The 20,717-nt window shown below is 46.9% G+C and carries 20 protein-coding genes; 11 read left to right on the forward strand and 9 right to left on the reverse strand.

The genetic code is table 11. From position 1 onward, the window contains the following. Positions 1–3: 3 nt before the first annotated feature. From ACYVE4_RS21480 to ACYVE4_RS21490, 3 genes are all read right to left on the reverse strand, one after another. On the reverse strand, positions 4–789 hold the full coding sequence (locus ACYVE4_RS21480) for a DUF2490 domain-containing protein (protein ID WP_461042293.1): 786 nt from the start codon (positions 787–789) through the stop codon (positions 4–6). Next, on the reverse strand, positions 789–1,238 hold the full coding sequence (locus ACYVE4_RS21485; protein WP_461042294.1) for an SRPBCC family protein: 450 nt from the start codon (positions 1,236–1,238) through the stop codon (positions 789–791). Before ACYVE4_RS21485 ends, ACYVE4_RS21480 begins: the two co-directional genes overlap by 1 nt. Before the next feature lie 182 nt (positions 1,239–1,420). Continuing rightward, positions 1,421–1,978 (reverse strand): GNAT family N-acetyltransferase, encoded by a 558-nt coding sequence (locus ACYVE4_RS21490; protein WP_461042295.1) that lies wholly within the window; start codon positions 1,976–1,978, stop codon positions 1,421–1,423. 264 nt (positions 1,979–2,242) lie between these two features. Between ACYVE4_RS21490 and ACYVE4_RS21495 the strand changes: the two genes are divergently transcribed. Beyond that, complete coding sequence (locus ACYVE4_RS21495; protein ID WP_461042296.1) at positions 2,243–4,378, forward strand: S9 family peptidase; 2,136 nt, start codon at positions 2,243–2,245, stop codon at positions 4,376–4,378. A 44-nt stretch (positions 4,379–4,422) separates the two neighbouring features. Continuing rightward, complete coding sequence (locus ACYVE4_RS21500; protein WP_461042298.1) at positions 4,423–7,293, forward strand: M14 family zinc carboxypeptidase; 2,871 nt, start codon at positions 4,423–4,425, stop codon at positions 7,291–7,293. Positions 7,294–7,437: 144 nt separating this feature from the next. On the opposite strand, the gene ACYVE4_RS21505 is transcribed toward ACYVE4_RS21500, so the two are convergent. Continuing rightward, positions 7,438–7,848: a VOC family protein gene (locus tag ACYVE4_RS21505; RefSeq protein ID WP_461042299.1), complete on the reverse strand. Its 411-nt coding sequence runs from the start codon at positions 7,846–7,848 to the stop codon at positions 7,438–7,440. Positions 7,849–7,875: 27 nt separating this feature from the next. Further along, on the reverse strand, positions 7,876–8,451 hold the full coding sequence (locus ACYVE4_RS21510) for a dihydrofolate reductase family protein (RefSeq protein WP_461042300.1): 576 nt from the start codon (positions 8,449–8,451) through the stop codon (positions 7,876–7,878). A 131-nt stretch (positions 8,452–8,582) separates the two neighbouring features. On the opposite strand from ACYVE4_RS21510, the gene ACYVE4_RS21515 reads away from it, so the two are divergent. After that, positions 8,583–9,566, forward strand: a complete 984-nt coding sequence (locus ACYVE4_RS21515) for a GlxA family transcriptional regulator (RefSeq protein WP_461042301.1) — start codon at positions 8,583–8,585, stop codon at positions 9,564–9,566. Between the two features lie 96 nt (positions 9,567–9,662). Here ACYVE4_RS21515 and ACYVE4_RS21520 read toward each other — a convergent pair whose 3' ends face one another. After that, entirely contained in the window at positions 9,663–10,592 is a 930-nt protein-coding gene (locus ACYVE4_RS21520; protein ID WP_461042302.1) for a nucleoside hydrolase, read from the reverse strand. A gap of 245 nt (positions 10,593–10,837) precedes the next feature. On the opposite strand from ACYVE4_RS21520, the gene ACYVE4_RS21525 reads away from it, so the two are divergent. Genes ACYVE4_RS21525 through ACYVE4_RS21535 form a run of 3 tightly spaced genes read left to right on the forward strand, consistent with a single transcriptional unit; the run spans position 10,838 to position 13,631 of the window. Then, entirely contained in the window at positions 10,838–11,620 is a 783-nt protein-coding gene (locus ACYVE4_RS21525; protein WP_461042303.1) for a prolipoprotein diacylglyceryl transferase family protein, read from the forward strand. Further along, positions 11,614–12,762, forward strand: a complete 1,149-nt coding sequence (locus ACYVE4_RS21530) for a GNAT family N-acetyltransferase (RefSeq protein ID WP_461042304.1) — start codon at positions 11,614–11,616, stop codon at positions 12,760–12,762. Before ACYVE4_RS21525 ends, ACYVE4_RS21530 begins: the two co-directional genes overlap by 7 nt. Then, positions 12,759–13,631 carry a class I SAM-dependent methyltransferase gene (locus tag ACYVE4_RS21535; protein ID WP_461042306.1) on the forward strand — a complete coding sequence of 291 codons (873 nt, stop codon included), beginning with the start codon at positions 12,759–12,761 and terminating at the stop codon, positions 13,629–13,631. Before ACYVE4_RS21530 ends, ACYVE4_RS21535 begins: the two co-directional genes overlap by 4 nt. 12 nt (positions 13,632–13,643) lie before the next feature. Here the strand turns inward: ACYVE4_RS21535 and bla are convergent, their stop codons facing one another. Continuing rightward, positions 13,644–14,390 (reverse strand): subclass B1 metallo-beta-lactamase, encoded by a 747-nt coding sequence (gene bla, locus ACYVE4_RS21540; protein WP_461042307.1) that lies wholly within the window; start codon positions 14,388–14,390, stop codon positions 13,644–13,646. A gap of 131 nt (positions 14,391–14,521) precedes the next feature. Continuing rightward, a complete protein-coding gene (locus ACYVE4_RS21545) occupies positions 14,522–16,411 on the reverse strand; it encodes a CocE/NonD family hydrolase (RefSeq protein ID WP_461042308.1) in 1,890 nt (629 codons plus the stop codon). 95 nt (positions 16,412–16,506) lie between these two features. Between ACYVE4_RS21545 and ACYVE4_RS21550 the strand changes: the two genes are divergently transcribed. From ACYVE4_RS21550 to ACYVE4_RS21570, 5 genes are all read left to right on the forward strand, one after another. Next, positions 16,507–16,932, forward strand: coding sequence for a response regulator transcription factor (locus ACYVE4_RS21550; protein WP_461042309.1), 426 nt, complete (start codon positions 16,507–16,509; stop codon positions 16,930–16,932). A gap of 92 nt (positions 16,933–17,024) precedes the next feature. Continuing rightward, positions 17,025–17,564: a DUF4199 domain-containing protein gene (locus ACYVE4_RS21555; RefSeq protein ID WP_461042311.1), complete on the forward strand. Its 540-nt coding sequence runs from the start codon at positions 17,025–17,027 to the stop codon at positions 17,562–17,564. A 50-nt stretch (positions 17,565–17,614) separates the two neighbouring features. After that, a complete protein-coding gene (locus ACYVE4_RS21560) occupies positions 17,615–17,992 on the forward strand; it encodes a VOC family protein (protein WP_461042312.1) in 378 nt (125 codons plus the stop codon). Between the two features lie 288 nt (positions 17,993–18,280). Continuing rightward, positions 18,281–18,703, forward strand: a complete 423-nt coding sequence (locus ACYVE4_RS21565) for a DUF1801 domain-containing protein (RefSeq protein WP_461042313.1) — start codon at positions 18,281–18,283, stop codon at positions 18,701–18,703. A 181-nt stretch (positions 18,704–18,884) separates the two neighbouring features. Beyond that, positions 18,885–19,397, forward strand: coding sequence for a creatininase family protein (locus ACYVE4_RS21570; protein WP_461042401.1), 513 nt, complete (start codon positions 18,885–18,887; stop codon positions 19,395–19,397). A 203-nt stretch (positions 19,398–19,600) separates the two neighbouring features. Here ACYVE4_RS21570 and ACYVE4_RS21575 read toward each other — a convergent pair whose 3' ends face one another. Further along, on the reverse strand, positions 19,601–20,698 hold the full coding sequence (locus tag ACYVE4_RS21575; protein ID WP_461042314.1) for a serine hydrolase domain-containing protein: 1,098 nt from the start codon (positions 20,696–20,698) through the stop codon (positions 19,601–19,603). Between the last annotated feature and the right edge of the window lie 19 nt (positions 20,699–20,717).

A 20,717-nucleotide genomic window follows, 5' to 3' on the forward strand; every position in this document is an offset into this window, starting at 1 on the left:
AAATTAATCCTTGGAGGTCTTACCGAGTGCCAGATTATACACAATATTCAGCCGAAAACCATGGTTGAGTTCAACGACTGGTTGGCTCGAAACAGGGTCTGGGTCAGCGTGTTGTCTTATTTGATACAGGTAATTCAGTTCTAGTTTCGCATCATTGGTAAACTGATAACCCAAGCCACCTGATAGCCGATTTTGGTTGAAGACATTGTTATTCACGTTTCGACCAAAACCAATAAATACTTCATCGAACGCATTTAGGTACCATTCGCCATCGTCAATTTTGGGGCCTTGCAAGGGAATTTCTAAAGTAAGCTGGTAACGGATGCGGTTTTGATACATCCATTCCTGAACAGGCTCTTCGCCGGTTTCATCGCGTGTACCCAGCCAGCGCTGTTCCAGCCGGAGACGATGCTCCAGACCTAACGAGCCCAGTTGATCGGTTAAGGTAATGTCTTCGTAGATTCGATGTTCGGGTTCGGGACGTTTGACAACCTCGGGATAGTTGCCGTAGCGGTGACTTTGAAAATACGTGTAACCGCCACTCAGTTTCACTCGATCAGTGAGCGTACGCACTAATCCTAACCGCGCTAAGTGCTGTTGGGGTTCATGTATCCAATTTGCCCGACGCCATTGATATTCCGTATGCAGCGCCCATTTTGAAGCAATCGGGTGGTCGCCTGTATAAACAAACCAGGCCAGCGAATTACGATCATTCAGCCGGTTTTGCTGCCCATAACTCATTGAATGAGTAGTAAAAAGCAGAAAAATTACGAGGAAAAAGTGCCGCATTAATTTAAACCTGCCTCTGGCTTCTCCACCAATTCCTTAAGTCCTTTTAGGATATTATCCCAACCTTTTACCGATCGTTCATAACGATCCTGCGCACCTTTGCCTTGGCCTACATCGTCGGTGATAGACAGAATGGTTTGCCCGTTTTCGTAGGTCAGTTCGTCAGTTACGGTTGAGAAATTGTCGGTATCGTCTGAATCGTCGCCGTTGGAGAGCGTGTATTGCAGCAGTTTCTCAGGTTCGATTTTTACAATCTGCCCTTTCATCTCAATTTTTTTGATCAGAAAAAGTCGGCCCGTAAACAGAATCGTACTTCCCACTTCCCAATCGGAAAATACTTCGCAATTGAAAAAATAGTGCTTCGTTTTGGCGGGATTAGTCAGCGCATCCCAGACTTCCGCAGGGGTAGCGTTGAGACGGATTGTTTTCCTGACAACAAATTCTTCCATTGGATTGATTGGGTTGGGAACGGATTACTCTATTGATTGAAAAGATAGCATCAAACAGGACTCGCACCACAGTTTCTTAACCCTGTATAGGTCGGTTTGTTCGGTAACGGACCAGAGCATAACCGTAGTAAACCGACGATTGAGTGAGCCGATTGTAGCAGTATTGCTGATAAGATAAACACCTAATGCGCTCCTATTTCATATCTGTAGACACACGTGGTGCGCATCTCACCCTTTTGACGGAAATCATCTGGTAGGATTTGCTCCAGGCGAAATCCACTTTTTTCGAGTACCCTGATCGAGCTTATATTTCGGCTATCGCAGGTGGCTCGAAAAGTTGATATCGCCAAAAAGTTTACACCAAAATCCAGGAGAGATCGGCTTACTTCTGTGGCATAACCTTGGTTCCAGAAAAGCGGATTGATTAGATAGCCAATCATAGCTAGAGATCTATCTTCTTCGTTTATAGCTAGTTCGCAACCGCCTATCTGCCGACCATCTGATTTCTGCTCGATGCTTAATTCGTAAACGAGCCTGGGATTGAGTTGTCGGGTAGCTTGGGTCAGTTGTAAAAAATCCTCCGTGTCGGCGAAGTCATTTGGTCCCCAGTTTTGATAGCGGACAACGATCGGTTGAGACGCATAGTCGTGTATAGATGCCAAATCACTCGGTCGATATTCACGAAGAATCAACCGAGCTGTTTCAATTCGTACATCTTTCAGATTAACCGATGTAGGCATATTGTCCAGGTATGTTTGTTCAGGGCTAACTAACCTAACGAGGTTACGAATAAACTGGCATTAAAGTCGAAGATGGTTGAGGGTTAATTTACACAACCTGTTTTTGGGCTTATTTCATAATTGCGTATGAGACAAGGGAAATGGTATAATCTGGCTGATTGTTAGAATTTTATTCGTGAAATAATCAGAAGTAGAAAATAAAATGCTTACTTGACTATCGTTTCTTACGCTCACAGAGTCTCTATTTTTCCCTTCCCCAAGCTGATGAAAACGTTTACCTTTTTCGCCTTAATACTGGGCTTCCTTGCTTACCAGACACAGTTCTCACAAGCGCAAACTTTCTCATTGGAGGCCGTTAAAAGTTATCCATTTCCGACAGGATTAACCAGTTCGGCAAAGGGTTCCAAACTTGCCTGGGCATTCGATGAACAGGGAAAACGCAATGTCTACGTGGCCGAGGGGCCTGACTTTGCACCTCGTAAGCTGACCAATTATAGTGAAGACGATGGGCAGGAAATTACCAGCCTGTCGATTTCTGATGATGGGAAATGGGTAGTTTATGTCCGTGGTGGTGATCACGGATCAAACTGGGATGACGAACTGCCGGTCAACACAATGGCATCGCCGGTAGCGCCTAAAATGCAGATATGGACGGTACCTTTTGCGGGTGGCGAACCCAAAGCCATTGCGGAAGGAGATGAGCCGGTTATCTCACCCAATAGTGATCGGGTGGCATTTATCAAAAGTGGGCAGGTTTGGATTTCGCCGATCGATGCATCGACTGCGGCTAAGGCTTTTTTCAACGCGAAGGGTACGAATAGTTCGATTGAATGGTCGCCGGATGGATCAAAATTGGCTTTCGTTTGCGACCGGAGAGACCATGCGTTTATCGGCGTATTTACCGATGAAAAAACATCGATCAGTTGGATAGCTCCGTCGTTCTACAGAGACGATTCACCACGTTGGTCACCAGATGGAAAAAAGATCGTTTTTGTGCGAACACCCGGTGCAGGGGGCGCCCCCGATTCCATTCTGGCTCGTCGTCATCGTCCCTGGTCGATCTGGACAGCCGATGTTGCCTCTGGTCTGGCATCACAGATTTGGCAGGCGCCAAAAACGTTGGCAGGCTCCGTACCGACTACACATGGCGGCTATAATCTGCACTGGGCCGCTGGCGACCGGATTGTTTTCCTGTCGTACCAGGACAACTGGCCGCATCTATATTCTGTACCTTCAACAGGTGGGACGCCCCTGCTACTAACACCCACGCCATTTATGGCCGAGCATATTACCCTGAGCCACGACCGAAAATGGCTTTTGTTTAGCGGAAATACCGGGCCCGACAAACTCGATATTGATCGCCGACATGCCGTTCGTGTACCTATCGATAAAGCCGCTATGGAAGTATTGACTCCCGGTACTGGTTTGGAATGGATGCCGATTGTGACGGGTGATGGATCAACAGTAGCCATGTTCAGCGCAACGGCTCAACGCCCGCCATTACCGACAGTCATGGCCTTTACAAAAGGCACGCCCAAAGTGCTCGCGCAGAATTTAGTACCTGCTAATTTTCCTCAAAATCAGTTAGTAACGCCGAAACAGGTAGTGTACAAAGCTCCAGACGGTATGACGGTGCACGGGCAGTTGTTTGAGCCAACGGGTGGGCCAGCCAAGAAACCGGCAATTATTTACGTGCATGGTGGCCCTCCTCGTCAGATGCTCCTGGGCTGGAATTACTCGGATTACTACGCCAATTCATACGCGCTCAACCAATACCTGGCTAGTCAGGGATTTGTGGTGCTTTCCGTGAACTATCGGCTGGGAATTGGCTATGGATATGAGTTCCACCAGCCCGCCAATGGAGGAGCTTTAGGAGCGTCTGAATATCAGGATGTTAAGACGGGGGCGCAATGGCTGGCTGAACAGCCGCAGGTCGATCCCGCCCGGATTGGTATTTATGGCGGATCGTACGGCGGCTACCTGACTGCTTTGGCACTCGCTCGCGACTCGAAGCTTTTTGCCGCTGGCGTCGATATCCACGGTGTGCACGATTGGAGTCAGCAACGGGGAGCCGGAGGGGGAGAAGCACCTAGCGCCATGCGGTATGAAAAAATCCCGGATATTGAACCTGCCAGTAAAATTGTCTATCAATCCTCTCCAATTTCTTCGATTAGTACCTGGACATCGCCTGTATTGGTCATACACGGCGACGATGATCGCAACGTGCGTTTTACCCAAAGCACCGATCTCGTTCGGCGACTGGATAAGCAAGGTGTTTCGATGGAAACGCTCGTCATTCCCGACGATACCCACCATTGGATGAAACATACCAACGCTCTAAAAATGGGCAACGCTACCGCCGATTATTTTAAACGCAAACTCATGAAGCCGAGACAATAGGATTGTTTCTAAGGGTCAACCTTTTCTTAACTACAAACTAACTCATGCAAACCTTTATCAACCGACGACAGCTTGGATCGATGCTGCTGGCAGGTCTTACACTGGGTAGTGTATCGCTCCGGGCGCAACAGATTGATGAGACGTACAATCAGAAAATCAAGGAATACACAACCGATAAGCGATTTTTACCTGCGTCGGTCCTGAATCTTCCCAACGATCCGAAGGTTCCGTCGCCCCTCAAACATTTTGGGCAGATTGTAGGTACGCCAGGTGTCATTCATCGAACCCCGGAGATTTACGGCTACTATCAGAAGTTAACGCAGTCGTCGCCCAACATCACGATGCAGCAGGTGAGCACGACTGAAGAAGGTCGGCCAATTCAGGTAGTGGCGATTGGCAGTGAGGATGCTATGAAACGGCTGGATCACTACAAAGCCCAACTCGCGCTCCTGGCTGATCCGCGCAAAGTAGGTAATCAGGACATTGAGAAAATTCTGGGTGATACCAAGCTGGTTTATTACCTGAACGGTGGATTACACTCGCCGGAAATGGGCTCGCCGGAGATGCTGATGGAGTTAGCGTATCGATTGGTAACCAGCCAGACGCCAGAAATCAAAACGATTCGCGACAATATCATCGTGATAATCAATCCCGTATCGGAGCCGGACGGCTGGGATAAGCAGGTCGATTGGTATTACCGCTACTCGAAAGCGCGTAAAGAATACGATGATGGCTTTCCGAAATCGCCACCGTACTGGGGTAAGTATGTCTACCACGACAATAACCGCGATGGATTGCAGGTATCGCAGGCCATCACAAAGGCGATGTTTAAAATCTACTACGATTGGCACCCAACCGTTAGCCTTGATTTACACGAATCTGTCCCGCTGCTCTACATCTCGACCGGAACAGGCCCTTATAACGAAACCATCGACCCGATTACCATTGGCGAGTGGCAAACGATGGCCAATCACGACATCACGTCGCTGGCGGCTCAGGGAATTCCGGGTGTGTTCACCTGGGCGTTTTATGATGGTTGGTATCCGGGGTATGCGCTTTGGATCTCCAACAACCACAATGCCGCCGGCCGATTCTACGAAACCTTCGGAAACGCGGGAGCCAATACGTACCTGCGCGATCTGGCCAATCAGAAATATGCCGGTGATGATGTAACCTCGAAAGAATGGTATCGCCCTGATCCGGCTACCGAAAAAGTGTACTGGTCGTATCGAAACGGTATTAATTATATGCAGGCGGGTGTACTGGCATCGCTGTCTTACGGAGCTACGAACAGCCGAATGCTGTTGAAGAATTTTTACCAGAAAGGGCTGAATAACATTCGAAAAGGGACCGAAGAAAAACCACGTGCGTTTGTCATCTCGAAAGACCAGCGCGATCCGGCCATGGCAGCTTATCTGGTCAACCAATTACGGGCGCAGGATATTGAAGTACACAAGGCCGAATCGGGTAAAAATCAGGGTGATTACGTCGTTTTATTGAATCAACCATACCGCAATCTGGCCGTTTCGCTCCTGACAAAACAGAATTATCCGAAAGAAGCGAAGTTTCCACCCTACGACGACATTGCCTGGACGTTAGGCTATCTGTACGGCGTCGATGTAAAAGCGGAAGATAGCGTCAAATACGCAGCGGGTGATCTGAAAATGATCAGCGAAAACGTGAAATATGGCGGTAAAGTCGATGGTGAAGGTGTCAATTATGTGCTGAATTACAAAGGTCAGAACAACCTCTTGCCCGCACTATTCTGGATGAAAGGGCAGGGGAAACAGGCAAAAGCCATCGTACTGGAGTCGAAAAATACGCTGGAAGGCATCAAGGATACGTTGACGGCTGGTGCGGTTGTGTTTAAAGGATTAACCGTCGATCAATCGAAAAAGCTGGCTTCGCAGTTCAGCCTTGATTTACAGGCAACAAAAGCTAATGTTGAGGGTTTGAAACAACACGAGGTGAGTTTGCCCCGAGTAGCTATTTACCACAGCTGGTATAATACGCAGGATGAAGGCTGGGCGCGTTACACCTTCGAGCAGCGCGGAATTCCATACACCTCGATCAATAAAGACCATCTGAAAGCGGGTGAATTGCGTAAAAAATTCGACGTAATTCTGGTGCCCCGACTGCGCGGTTCTTCGACCAATTTTATTCACGAGATCGATTCCCGATTCGGTCCGTTACCCTACACGAAAACACCCGAATTTCCATCGCACGGTTTTCCTGATGCAACGGCTGATATTACGGGAGGGCCAGGTTTTGAAGGAGTTGAACATCTGAAAAAATTTGTCGAGCAGGGCGGTGTGCTGGTTACGCTGGATAACTCTTCGCTGATGATTGCCGAAACGGGAATTACCCGCGATTTGGATCAGGCTAATGCGCCAACGCTGTTCCACCCAGGTTCGATTGTGACGGTAAAAAACCGCAAACCCGATAGCCCGATTATGTATGGTTTCCCGGAAACGTTCTCTATTTTTCGAGGTATCGCACCATTGCTGCAAACGAAAAGGTCGAACCGTGATATGATGGTGTTGCAGTACGGAACCAAACCGCTCAAAGACGAAGAAGAGTACAAAGGAACTATTATGGGAATGCCCGATAAAAAACCGGCGAAAGAAGCCGCCAAGCCAGCAACGCCGAAGAAAGAGGAACCCTATGTATTATCGGGGATGGTGCGCAATGAGCAAGCCATCATTGGTCATGGGGTGGCTTTCAACGTACCGGTAGGAGCGGGTCGTCTGGTGGCTTTTACCTTCGATCCGTTACACCGCTTTTTGAACCACCACGACGCACCGTTAGTCTGGAATGTACTGATCAATTGGAATCACCTTGATACGCCAACTACGTCTACTACAACCGCCGAAGCGAAAGTCGGTACCGGGACAAAATCGAGTGGTGGAAACTAAGATAGGCTGACCTCACCCCAACCCCTCTCCTGTTTAGGAGAGGGGCTTTTTTTGATTTGTTTATTCCTGATTTTCAGGAAAATAGCTTAGCGCGAAAATCTCCCCTATCCTGTTTTAGGAGAGGGGTCGGGGGTGAGGTCATCTCTAATTTTTAGTGTAATTCAATACCCAGTTCAGGCCGAATTTATCGGTCAGGGCACCAAACATGGCGCCCCAAACCATATCAGCTAACGGATCCTGAATTTCCCCGTCTGAGGCCAGTTTGTTGAACAATCGATAAATTTCTTCTTCGCTACTGCAATTAACCGAAAGCGTAATTGAATTGCCCGGAATAAGCTGGTTCCCAAGCATGTCGGAACCCATTAATAACAACTGCCCATTCTTGGTTAGACCCGCGTGTAAAATGGCGTCTTTGGGTTTATCCGACATTCGATTTGCCATGGGTGATTCGCCGATGGTTTCCAAACTCAATTCAGCGTCCAAACATTCTTCGTAGAACGTCATGGCTTCGCGGCAGTTGCCGTTGAAATTCAGATAAGGGTTAATCTGAGTCATTGTAGTTGTTGTATGGGTGAGATTGAATTAGTTGTCAACCTGATAGTAGAGTGCCACGACTCCCGAACTGAACGCCAGAGACTTTGTTAGCTTTAGCTTAACCCGCTCTTTTCCGTGTGTAAACAGAGGTTTGCCCGCCCTTAAAACAATCGGTTCCAGTTTGATACGGTACTCATCAATTAAATTTTGCGCCGTAAGCTCAGCGGCCAGAGCGGCTCCACCAAATACAATGATGTCGCCACCGGGTTGTTGCTTTAACTGCGCAATCTCGTCGGCCAGATCGTGCTGAGCTAAGCGCGAATTTGTCCAGTCGACGGTTTTTAGTGTTTTAGAGAAGACAATTTTAGGCGTATTGATCATCCAGTTAGCGAAGTCAACCAGGTCAGGAGGAGTGGCTGGGTTGGTGGGTACAGCTGGCCAGAAGCTGGCAAAACCTTCATAAAGTACCCGGCCAATCAGCATTGTATCAACAGTTTCCCGGAATTCGTTCGTTAAGAGTTTTCCCATCTCCGGCTGGTTTATCGTCATCCAGTCCTGTTCATTATTGGGGCCGCACACAAAGCCGTCCAGCGATACGTGCATGAATAAAATTAACTTCCTCATTTTGATAAAATTAGTTGTTACTTATTACCGTTGTTTACTAAACAAAGGTAGAGACTATACATCTGTTTTTGAGGTTGACTTGCGCCAGTTTTGGGGTTGATTGCGACAAATAATATCTGTATTTTTGGTTCATGAAACACATATCTATACTCGTTCCAAATGGGGCTATTTTAGGTAGCTTGGAAGGATCTCGACAGCTTCTTACGCAGGTAAATCAATTTGCGAAAAATCAAGGCGCTAAACCTTTGTTTACTGTGCAATTAGTGGGCCTGTCGCACGAAATTCCGTTGAGTGGTGGTTCATTTACTGCGCATGCAGATCGCTTGATCGATGAGGTGAAAAAAACCGATCTAATAATTATTCCGGCGCTTGATGGCGACATAAAAAAAGCACTGGAAGTGAATCAAGATTTTATTCCCTGGATTGTAAAACAATACAATCGGGGAGCCGAAGTTGCCAGCCTTTGTTTAGGAGCTTTTTTGTTAGCGTCAACGGGGCTATTAAAAGGTCGTCAATGCGCTACACATTGGTTGGCAACGAATGAATTTCGGCAGTTATTTCCAGATGTGAATCTGGTTACGGAGCGGATTATCACTGATGAACAGGGGCTTTATTCAAGTGGTGGCGCTTTTTCATACCTGAACCTGATTTTGTATCTTATTGAAAAATATGTTGGTCGCGAAGTTGCCGTTTTGTCGGCGAAAGTGTTCGCTATTGAAATAGAGCGGGATAGCCAATCGCCCTTCACAATTTTTCAGGGGCAGAAGGCTCATGAGGACGAATCCGTGAAAAAAGCGCAGGAATTTATTGAAACTAATTTTCAGGAAAAAATTACCATCGATCAACTAGCTGATTTAGTATCAGTTAGTCGGCGAAGTTTGGAAAGGCGATTCAAAAAAGCCACCTGTAATACCGTAATTGAATATATTCAGCGCGTTAAAATTGAAGCCGCTAAAAAACACTTTGAAACGAATCGAAAAAATGTAGCTGAAGTGATGTTCGATGTTGGTTATTCCGATACAAAATCGTTTCGAACAACGTTTAAAAAAATTACTGGATTATCTCCACTCGATTACCGTAATAAATACAATAAAGAAGCATTCTCGCTTAACTAAAAAATATAGTATAAAAAGAGCTGTTTGTCATGTTTCCTTCGTCAGCATGACAAACAGCTCTTTTTTATTTATTCTCAAGAAGATAATTATCAAAAATTATTGCTTGAATTGCTTCAGCAGATATTCATAAAAATAATCCGTATTGACATTCGTAGCTATAGTTAATTTGTACCCATTCGGATCAAAGTAGGTTTGGCCTGCGTTGGGAGGTCGTGTACTGACGTTAGCTTTAATTGTTTCGGTGGTGAATTGCTCAGGCATCGCCAGATAACTTGTCGCCAGAATATCCCACATGAAATAGGTGTAATGGTAACTTGGAATTGTATCCAGGGTTAGCGCCCAAAATTGACCGGTTAGGTTCGAGAGTTTATAGTCAATCTGATTCGCTAATGCCGATAAAAACGACTTCGTAACGGGAACATGATTCGTTACATCCAGCGGAATCAGGGTTAGCGGCAATTCATACGAAACCAGTTTCTGCGAACTGATTGGGTCCCAGAACACATTCCATTCGGCACTACCATCGTGCTGAAATGTCTGCACATTTCCCGCAGTACGAAACGCGCCAGCCATCCAGATAATCGACTCGATTTTCTCTTTTAATTCCGGTGCTTTTTCCAGTGCTGATACCAGATTCGAGCAGGGGCCTGTCATCAGAATTGTTACCTTATCGGTAGCTTCCGACAACGTTTTGACAATCAGGTCCGGGGCGCTCAGATAGCTATACGGATCAGGCGATTTTGGCAGATTGATCAACATAGGCAGGGCGTTGATAATCTCAGGTCTAGCCCGCCATTCGCTTGGGAATGCGTTAATGCCGTAGTAGTCACCCCTCCCCAATGGAATCGAATCCTGTCCCATCAACTGAAGTAACTTATAGGCCGATTCAAGAGCTGGCTCAATGTAACAGTCGGCGGGAGTTACGGTCACGCCAATCAGGTCAACATCAGGCATGGTCAAAACCAGCAATTGCGACAGAAGGTCGTCGATGGCACCGTCATGGTCCATCAGAAGCGTAGTACGCATGGTGTAGTATAAGATAAATGCTTGAACAAAGGTAGCACGTTAGACTCTGGAGCCATTTTTGTCCCGTTGAATTTTAAACGCCGGTAAAATTTATGAAGGAAAGAAATAATGGATAAGAGTAAATATGTCGCATGTAATGATTTAATAATCAATAATTTGAATTCTTGTCCAGGTATCAAAAATTAAATTTTGGGGCTGGTTGATTAATTTCCTACTCCTACATTAACCAAACCGGCTAGCTCATAATGAACACTTTACTCCCCGAATCACTTCAGGGCCATATGGATACGTTGGCCAATGGAGTTAAGCCGATGAAGGTTTTCTCCTATACCTATCATCCATACTTTATGTTGACGGATCTAGGGCGTCTGGTGTCGCTTGGGATTGCGTTCTGGTATTTACACGACTCCTCGTCGTTTCCCTTTTATACATTTCTGGGCGTTTTTGGGGCCGTTTTTGTCATATACAAAGTGGTGCGCGATCGGGTGAAAGTATGGTTTGGCACGGCTTCTCGCTCGTTTCTTCAGGATACCGTTCTGATCATTCTGCCTACCTATTACGCCATAATCCGGTGGGTCGTTCGGGCCGACCTGGCCGAAGCATTCGATCTGGTTGCCCTGATTGTTCCCTTTTACCTGTTTTTTTCCCGGCTGGGCTGTTTCGTTAGTGGCTGCTGTTACGGATTGCCTTCACCCTTTGGCGTCTGGTACTCAGCCGATCACTTTAGGGATGTACACGGATGTCGGCACTTTAAAGCAGCCCACCCTCCCCGCGACCGGGTTTTGCCAACTCAGTTGATCGAAGCGATTTTCAGTTTATTTATCGGATTTTGTCTGCTCTACTTACACATTGAGCAGAAACTAGTTCCCGGTACAGCGCTATGCGTATATTTTCTATTTTATTGTCCCCTTCGATTTGGAATTGATTTTTTCCGGGTGAGCAGCGCCCGGCCGCGTTACGGACGGTTTTCGGAAGCGCAGCTATTCTGCGTGGCAATCTTTATCCTAGCTTCATTCATCGTATGGTAAGTCAGCAACCTCCTAAGCCGAAAGAATTAGCCGATATTAACTTGTCGGAACTGCGTCTTGTCAAACTTACGTCGCCCTACGAGGCCGTTACGACGGGGGCTGACAAGGCGTTTGGAGCCGCCATGGCCGATTGGTGTCAGGCACTGGAACTGGCTCGGATTCCGCAGGTTACGCAAACGTATTATCAGGTGTATAGGCAGGATGAACCTATCGCTTTTGTCGTAACACATACGCTTCATAATCTGAATCTGGCACGGTATTTCCCGTCATCGCTGAAATCCTTTTTTCTGCGACTTCAGCAGATGGGCCTGTCGGTCTTTTACCTGACAATTCTATTCGCCGAAATTCCACTGGCCAACCGTCCGGGCATTGTGTTTACGGTGGACCTAACGCCCGAAGCGCAGGATGTTGTCGAATCATTTATCGTGAATTGGTTGATGGCCAACTGCTCGTACGACCTGTTGTGCGTAAAAAAGGCACATGACCGGGAGATTGATGGATTGGCAACGATTCCGTTTCTGGCGAATATGGCAATGGAACTGCCCTTCGATACCTTCGAAGACTATGTCAAACAGCGAAGTACAAACGCCCGCTACACCATTCGACGGAACAAACGGACCTTTGAAGAGGCTGGCTGTTCTTTCCAGTGGCATGATACCGTAGCGCCGTTTGCGGCAGAAATTACGGCACTGTATGATTCAACCTGTGCTCACCATGCAAAAAGGGACGAAATGGAAGTGCCAATTTCTATTGGTCGGTCGTATTTTGATGCGCTGGATCAGGTGAAAACGCTCCGAAAAAAAGTGCTGACAATCTGGCAAAAAGAAACCATGATCGGTTTTGGGATTATGGTTGAAAGTAATGGCGCCTGGTTTTTTAAGATCTGCGGATTGGATTATGAACGAGCCCCAGCCGTACGGGCTTATTTCAATCTCTATTATGAACTCATTGCGGAAGCCCTTCGACATGGCGCTCATTATGTCGATTTTGGAGCAAATACCTACGAGACCAAACGCCGGATCGGTGCATCTTCTCGGGATACCTATTATTCACTACACTTCAAAAAGTGGCTCTTTAAGCCCCTGCTGTATGTACTGAAAATGACGGTCAATAACCATAAACAAGAAACGCTGGCACCATGAAAACCAATCGAGCCAGCGATACGGCCCACGCAGGAGCGTTCATTCGGGCACTGGAATCGACCGTTCCGGCGCAGAAACGCATTTCGAATGATTCTTACGCCATTCAATTTGTAAAACCGTATCTGCAAACGATCCTGGGGGTATGCAGACGTGTGCCAACGATTCAACGCGGGTTGACGTGGGCGCTGGACCGTTATTTCCCGACGGTTGTCGCTGATTTTATTTGTCGGACGGCCTGGATCGACGCACACATTGAACAGGCTGTAGCGAAGGGTATTGACACACTGGTTATTATTGGGGCAGGCTACGATACGCGGGCGCATCGGCTGACTTGCCTGAAGAACTGTACGGTATACGAGGTTGATCATCCCGATACGCAAGGTCGTAAGCAGGCTTTATTAGGGTCTTCTCTGCGCCATGCCCATCAATTTATCCCGGTAGATCTGGCCAATCAGAAGAACCTGGCTGACTGCCTGCCCCAGTTTGATAAACCGGTATTTTTTTTATTGGAGGGGCTGTTGGGCTATTTGACCTTAACCGATGTAGAGAAGTTATTTGCTCAGTTAGCTCAACTGGCTCCTGTGGGCAGCGAAATTCTGTTTAGCTACATCCAGCAGTCCTTCATTCAACAATCGACGCAGGTAGGGTATCCCAAACGAATGCGTACCTATTTAGATAATCGGGGAGAGAGCTTTCAGTCGGGACTGGCATCGGATACGCTACCGACTTTTTTAGCTCCTTACAACTTTCAATTGCTGGCTAACATCAATCCAATGGATTATGCTACTGAGTACTTAAAACCGCGGCAACGCCAGTTTACCTTGTTTCCAATTTTTGGACTTGCCAAGGCTGTCCGCGTAGAGAATTAACCATTAAGGTGGTTACTTTTTGGTAGCCAGGTATTTATCAATAAGTTTCAACGTATGATCTAACGATTTCGCATCACTCCATTCTTCATGACCGGGAACGATAATTTTGGCTTTACCGAACCGGGTCTTTACGTTTCGAATCGTGTTACCCCATTCGGCCAGATTGGCATCGCCAAGGAATCCCATACCAAAAGCTGCGACGCTTTTAACTAAACAACCGCCATGTAAAATCTGCTGATTCGGCAGATAAACCACAATGTTGTCTCTCGTATGGCCTTCGCCCGGGAAGTAACAGCGGATCGGTTCCCCACCAATAGTAAATGTGGTGTCTGACGGTAAAATGCCTTCGGGAGCTGGATAACCTTCTTTAACCGAATTTTTCGCCGTTAATGGCGTACTGACGACTCGAACTCCCGCCCTACGAAGCGCACCCGTACCGCCCACCCGGTCGCCGTGGGCATGCGTAGCGATGCAAAGCCGAATCGGTTGGTGTAGGTTGTCTTTTACCCACTGGATCAATTGCTGGGTATTATCGGCGATAGAGTCCGTATCCCAGCCCGTATCGACGAGCACAACGCCATCATTGGTCTTAATAATCAATCCGTTAGATGGTACCGCTTCGTTTTGGTAAAGACCATAGGTGATATGTACATATACCTTATCATTGAGTGGGGTAACAACGAGTTTTGGTTTCTTTGCCGACTGAGCCAGAGCCGAATAGGAGAGAATTGCGACAAAAACGGATAGTAGGAGACGCATAGAATTGAAATTGAATCGTTTTTTGTCATTCCGACGATAGGAGGAATCTCAATATTCCCTGGCACATAAGTAAGGATAATCTGAGATCCTTCCTGTCGTCAGGATGACAAAAAACTATAGTATTTGATACATTACGGAGCCAGAACGCCGATTTTTAGGAAACTTGCCCCTGATTTGCCGTGATAAACCCGGTGCATTGCCTTTTGATAATCCGACTCTTTCGCGCTGAAAATCGGAACAAACGTTTGTGGATTTCGGTCGGCCAAAGGGAAACAACTACTCTGTACCTGCACCATCAATCGATGCCCTTTTTTGAATGTATGCAGCACATCTTGTAACTCGACATTTACCGGTGTTGGTTGATTAGGTTTGAAGGCCTCCGGTTTACTGATGTTGTTTCGATAGCGCCCACGGATAATCTCACTACGAATAAGCTGCTGATAATCACCGTAGACCACATCTGGATGTTGTGGGTTTTCCGGCGCATCAGGCGGATATACGTCGATTACTTTCACCATCCAGTCGGCATCGGTACCCGTGGTTGATACCGTAAGTTGCGCCAGAATGGGGCCCGCCAACGTTAAATCTTCAGTGAGGGGCTCGGTTTGGAACGTCAATACGTCGGGTCGAGCGGAAGCAAATCGCTGATCGTCAACCATATATTCTGCTGAAAAACCATCGTTGATTTTGCTGGCAAACGGCACCGGATGAGCAGGATCGGACAGGAATTCGGAGAATGTAGCTCCCGTTGTTGGGGCTGAGAAACCAAGTTTGCCGCCAGCCTGCAGATACAACTGCTTTTGCTGCGTTCCTTTCGGCGGGTAGGTATCAAACGATCGCCAGCGATTTGTGCCAGTCTCAAACAAGCTGGCTTCGGGCAGCGTTAAAGGCGTCGTTTCGTTGAAAAGGTAGTGTTTGAAGAATTTTGCTTCGATATTTTCCTGGTAATATGGCGACGTTTTCGACCCAAAATCCAGATCATTCAGCGTTTGTCCCGATGGGCCAGCCCAGCCACCGTGTACCCAAGGACCCACCACGAAAATGCTCTGAATGTCCGGATTCTGCTTTTCAATGGCTTTGTAAGTATTGAACGTTCCGTACAAATCCTGTTCATCGTACCAGCCGCCTACAACCATAACGGCGTGTTTAATACCTTTCAAATGCGGAAGAATATTCCGTTTTTTCCAGTGATCATCGTAGTCAGGATGCTCGAAATTTTCGTGATAGTATTTGTTCCGGCCTTTGTAATAATTCGTTTCCGAATTCGCCGTTGGCCCCATATTCAGGTAAAAATGATACCCATCGGGATCATTGATCCGAAATAGCGGAGTTGGTCGTTGCTTCGTTGGGGCTGTCTGCTCCTGAAAGCCCGTATAAAATCCGAAGTTGGCCGCAATCTGGAACGCCCCATTATGAAACGCATCATCGCGCCAGAGATCGGCCATAGGTGCCTGTGGTGAGGATGCTTTCAGCGCCGGATGACCCGAAACCGAGCCCGCCGACGTAAAAAAACCGGGATAACTAATGCCCCATTGGCCGACGTTACCGTTGTGATTTGGTATATTTTTCAGCAGCCATTCGATCGTATCGTACGTATCAGACGCTTCGTCATGATCGGCTGTCCCTTTCTTGTTGTCGATGTGCGGAGTCATTTCAACAAACGTTCCTTCTGATGCCCAGCGGCCTCGAACGTCCTGATAGACAACAATATACTTGTCGCGTAACATAAATGGGTTTGGTCCTACACGCCGACGGAAGATATCGACTCCATACGGTGAGCAACTATACGGTGTCCGTTGCATGATAATCGGATGTTTTACCGATTGATCTTTGGGCGCATAAATCTGTGTGAAAAGCTTCGTCCCGTCACGCATGGGCACCATGAACTCCGTTTTCTGATAGTTTTCCCGCGTATACGCCGAATCCTGAGCGGGGGTGTATGGGTATGGATTGGCGGGTTGAATCGACTGCGCGAGGGCAAGTATCGGAGCCAGTAGCAGGAAAATAAAGAGGATTTTCACGGTAGGTATTGATGACGTTTTTAGGCGCAAAATAGCAGTAAATTGCATGAGGTTTGTGGCATGAGATCTGTCTGACAAAGCTAACCATTTGATTCATGAAACGGACAATCCTTTTATACAGTCTCTCACTTGCCGCCCTGGTTATTGCGCTCAAACTGTTGGAGTACCGTTTTCTTGTTCAGGCGTTACCTGTGGAAATGTATTTAGGAACCGTAGCTATTTTATTTACAGCTCTCGGCGTATGGGCAGGATTAAAACTGACCCGAACAAAAACGATGATCGTTACCCAATCTGATTTTCAATTCAATCCAAAAACTCTTGAAAAAGCAGGCATTAGCAAACGCGAATATGAAGTGCTGGAACTAATGGCGAAAGGATTATCGAATCAGGAAATTGCTGATACACTGTTTGTTTCGCTGAATACCATCAAAACGCACTCATCAAATCTGTTTCTCAAACTCGATACGAAACGCCGAACCCAGACGGTCCAGAAAGCGAAAGAATTGGGCCTACTTCCCTAGTCCGAAAGTGTGATTTGTGGCCTCAATCCCAAAATCATACTTTCGGGTGAGCCGACTGAACGGGCGTTTCGCTTGCTTTGACGAAAAAAAACATGAGAAAAAACGTCTTAACATACGGTCTGATCGCCGGTATTATTGAGAGCGGTATGTTTGCCGTTACGATTCCCCTCTGGCAAAGCGAGGTCATTACATTCGACAATAGCATATGGGTAGGGTATACGACCATGGTTATCGCCTTATCCCTGATTTTCTTCGGGATAAAGTCCTATCGCGACAATCATCTGGGCGGAGTTATTTCGTTTGGAACGGCATTTAAAATAGGCCTTTTTATTACCCTGATTGCATCGTTGCTGTACTGCATCACCTGGGAAATTTGCTACAATACCATCTTTTCCGATTTTATGGTATTGTATGGTCGTCATATGCAGAAAGCTTTACAAACTAGTGGCGCTTCTGCCGTAGACATTGCTAAAAAAATGGCCGAGTTTCAGCAGAGCGCCGAAGCTTACAAGAACCCGGTGATTCGATTCGATATGACCTTTATGGAAATTTTTCCGGTTGGTCTCATTATCACCCTGATCAGTGCTGGTTTGTTGCGGAAAAGAGAATTCCTGTCAGCTGAAGCAAACTAGCGGTTTGGGCTGATGAGCAGTTGTTATGTCAATTTTTTAAAATCAGATATATGAAAAAAGTAACCGGAATAGGCGGTATTTTCTTTAAATGCGACGACCCTCAGAAAATGAAAGACTGGTACGCTCAACATTTGGGATTACCGATGGATTCGTACGGTACGCAGTTTAAATGGCGCGATGCCGATGATCCGAGTAAAGAAGGGTCGACGGTTTGGGGTGCTTTTGACAAAAACACCACCTATTTTGAGCCATCCAAAAAGGACTTCATGATCAATTACCGCGTCGAGCATCTTGAAGAGCTGGTTGAGCAGCTAAAAAGCGAAGGTGTGACCATCGTTGATGAAATAGCCGTTTATGATTACGGTAAATTTGTTCATATTCTTGATCCTGAAGGGAATAACATTGAGCTTTGGGAAGATGTGGGTTAGTGTGGGCCTTCGAAGTCATCGATGCAAGCAAGCATAAAACCGCTGACCTCGCTTCGCTCGAAAAGTGGCTTGATGGGCTACGTTTGCACTCAACCGTACTCCGTACGCCCGTAAAACATAGTTCCTCGCGCAGTGAAAGGCAGGTGTACGCCAGCGCCTTAACGAATGAAGCATTCTGTCGTTGGAGTGACAAAAGCGTACCATTTAGTTAAGGATAAAAAAGGAAAAATTTCGAACAGATTCACCGGAATAACCTCAAAGTCAACCTACCCTTTACCCCTTTAATGTATGGCCCAGAATAAAACAGTTGAAACAACAAGTAGCGTTGCTGATTTTATCAATTCGGTGTCGGATGAAACGAAGCGGAACGATTGTTTTCGGATCGCTGAGCTAATGGAAAAGCAAACCGGATTCGAACCCAAAATGTGGGGGCCAGCCATCATCGGATTTGGCTCGTATCATTACAAATATGACAGCGGCCGCGAAGGGGATGCCCCCTTAGTTGGTTTCTCGCCCAGAGCGAATGCCATCACCCTTTACCTTGCTTCCAGCTTCGCAGAGCGCGACGAACTAGTACAAAAATTAGGCAAGCATAAAACCGGTAAGGGATGCATTTATCTAAAAAAACTGAGCGATGTTGATGAGGATGTGCTCAACCAAATGATCGCTAAATCTGTGAGCTACATGAAAAGCCTATATCCGAACGAATAGGGAAGAAGATGTAGTTAGAAGGCTGATTATGAGCAGAAGTTTGTATTTTGGGTCTGTTGACGTACACCGCCATAAGCCCGATAATAATGAAATACTGTGTACTAATTTCTTTTTACTGATTGCCTGGAATGGAATTGCGTAGAAACGCGACCCCGCCAACAAAGCAATTTATCTGGAAGACATTAGCTGGACTACGGCTCAAACACTGCTGACACCCGATGCTGTGATAGTGATTCCGCTGGGTGCAGGAGCAAAAGAACACGGCCCGCATCTACCTTTATTGACCGATTACTTACAGGCAGAAGCCCTAACGAAGCAAATTGTCCGTCAACGAAAAGTGCTTATAACTCCCATTGTGAGTTACGGATTTTATCCGGCTTTCCTCAAGTACCCCGGCTCGACCAGTATCAATTTTGAAACGGCTACGGCGACAGTTGTCCAGATCGTACGAAGTTTGGCTGCGTATGGACCGAAACGATTTTATATCGTCAACATTGGCGTTAGTACAACACCAGCGCTGGTTACAGCAGCTCAAACGCTGACTGAAGAAGGCATCTTACTCTATTACAGCCGCTATGATCGAACGGGCTTTGTAAAAGCTGAAGAACCTTTTCGAACCCGCAGCTACAGTGGTCATGCCGATGAATTGGAATCCTCAAGTGTACTATATATACGCCCGGAAAGCGGTGAATGATTCGTCAATAAAAGAGAAGGCGGGCGGTATGACGCCAGTTATGATTGTTATGGAATCGATCTGAGCGTGAGACTTATTACATCCCCGTGGACTGTGTCCTCACAGTCCACTTATGCGTCAGCCAAAGTAACCCATCCGGTCGAGCGACCTGTGTCCTCACAGGTCGCTCGACCGGATGGGTTACTGACAAGATTACTTGCCACTCACCGCTTTTCCAGACGAGGAGCCAGGTATAATGTAGCAATTTCTTTAGCGATCGCTTCAGGCTTTGCATCGTCGCTGTTAGTCAGGACAATAACGGATAAACCTGCTTGCGGAAAACGGGCATATTCCGTTCTAAAACCGGGCAATGAGCCGCCGTGATGAATCCAGGGGGTATCTAATAGTTTATCGACTCGCCAGCCTAATCCATACGGGTAGGGTGTGCCGTCTTTTAGGACAAAAGGTGTTACCATCTGTTTCTTGCTGGCTTCGGTCAGAATTTTATCGGAATTCAGAGCCGCATCCCATTTCGCTAAATCCACGATCGTTGACAGATAAGCACCGCTAGGCCGCAATGCTCGATACGGAATCGCCCGGTGAAAATGATCCTTTTCCCATTCGTAGCCGTCAACCCGATTTGGAATAACTTCGCTGAGAGTCGTTGTGCGGGTGGCAGTCATGCCTGTGGGCGTGAACACACGTTGTTTCAGAAACGTCGCCCAGGACTGACCCGATACTTTTCGAATAATGTCAGCGAGGGCAAAATAGCCTACGTTACAGTATTGCCACTTCGTACCAATTGGAAACTGTAATGGTAATGGAAAAGCAGATTTGACAACAACCGAATCAGGCTGGATTTTCGCAGGATCGAACGCTGGTGCCTCCCGAACAATACCGGATGTATGTGATAAGAGATGATGCAGTGTAATTCCCTTCCAGGTTTCGGGCGCGTCGGGGTAATATTTATGAATATCATCGTCTAATTTCAGTTTCCCTTCCTGGGCAAGAATCATAATTCCCGTTGCCAGAAATTGCTTGCTGACCGACGCAATGGCATACACACTCTGCGGGCTCGCCGGTACATTCAGCTCGACATTAGCCATTCCATATCCCTTTGACAAGATTACATTTCCTTGCCTGACTACGGCAATCGAAACGCCCGGAATATGATCTTTATCCATGTGTGTCTTGATGATGGCATCGATACTGTCAGTTGGAATGGCGTTTATCGATTGTGCCCAACTTTTACTGATGAGCAGCAGAAAGGCGATGAGCCAGATTGATACAGCAGGATTCCTGGATAGCGATATGGAGGTCATATTCTTAGGAGAGGAAGTG

It is taken from the genome of Spirosoma harenae (assembly GCF_054776975.1).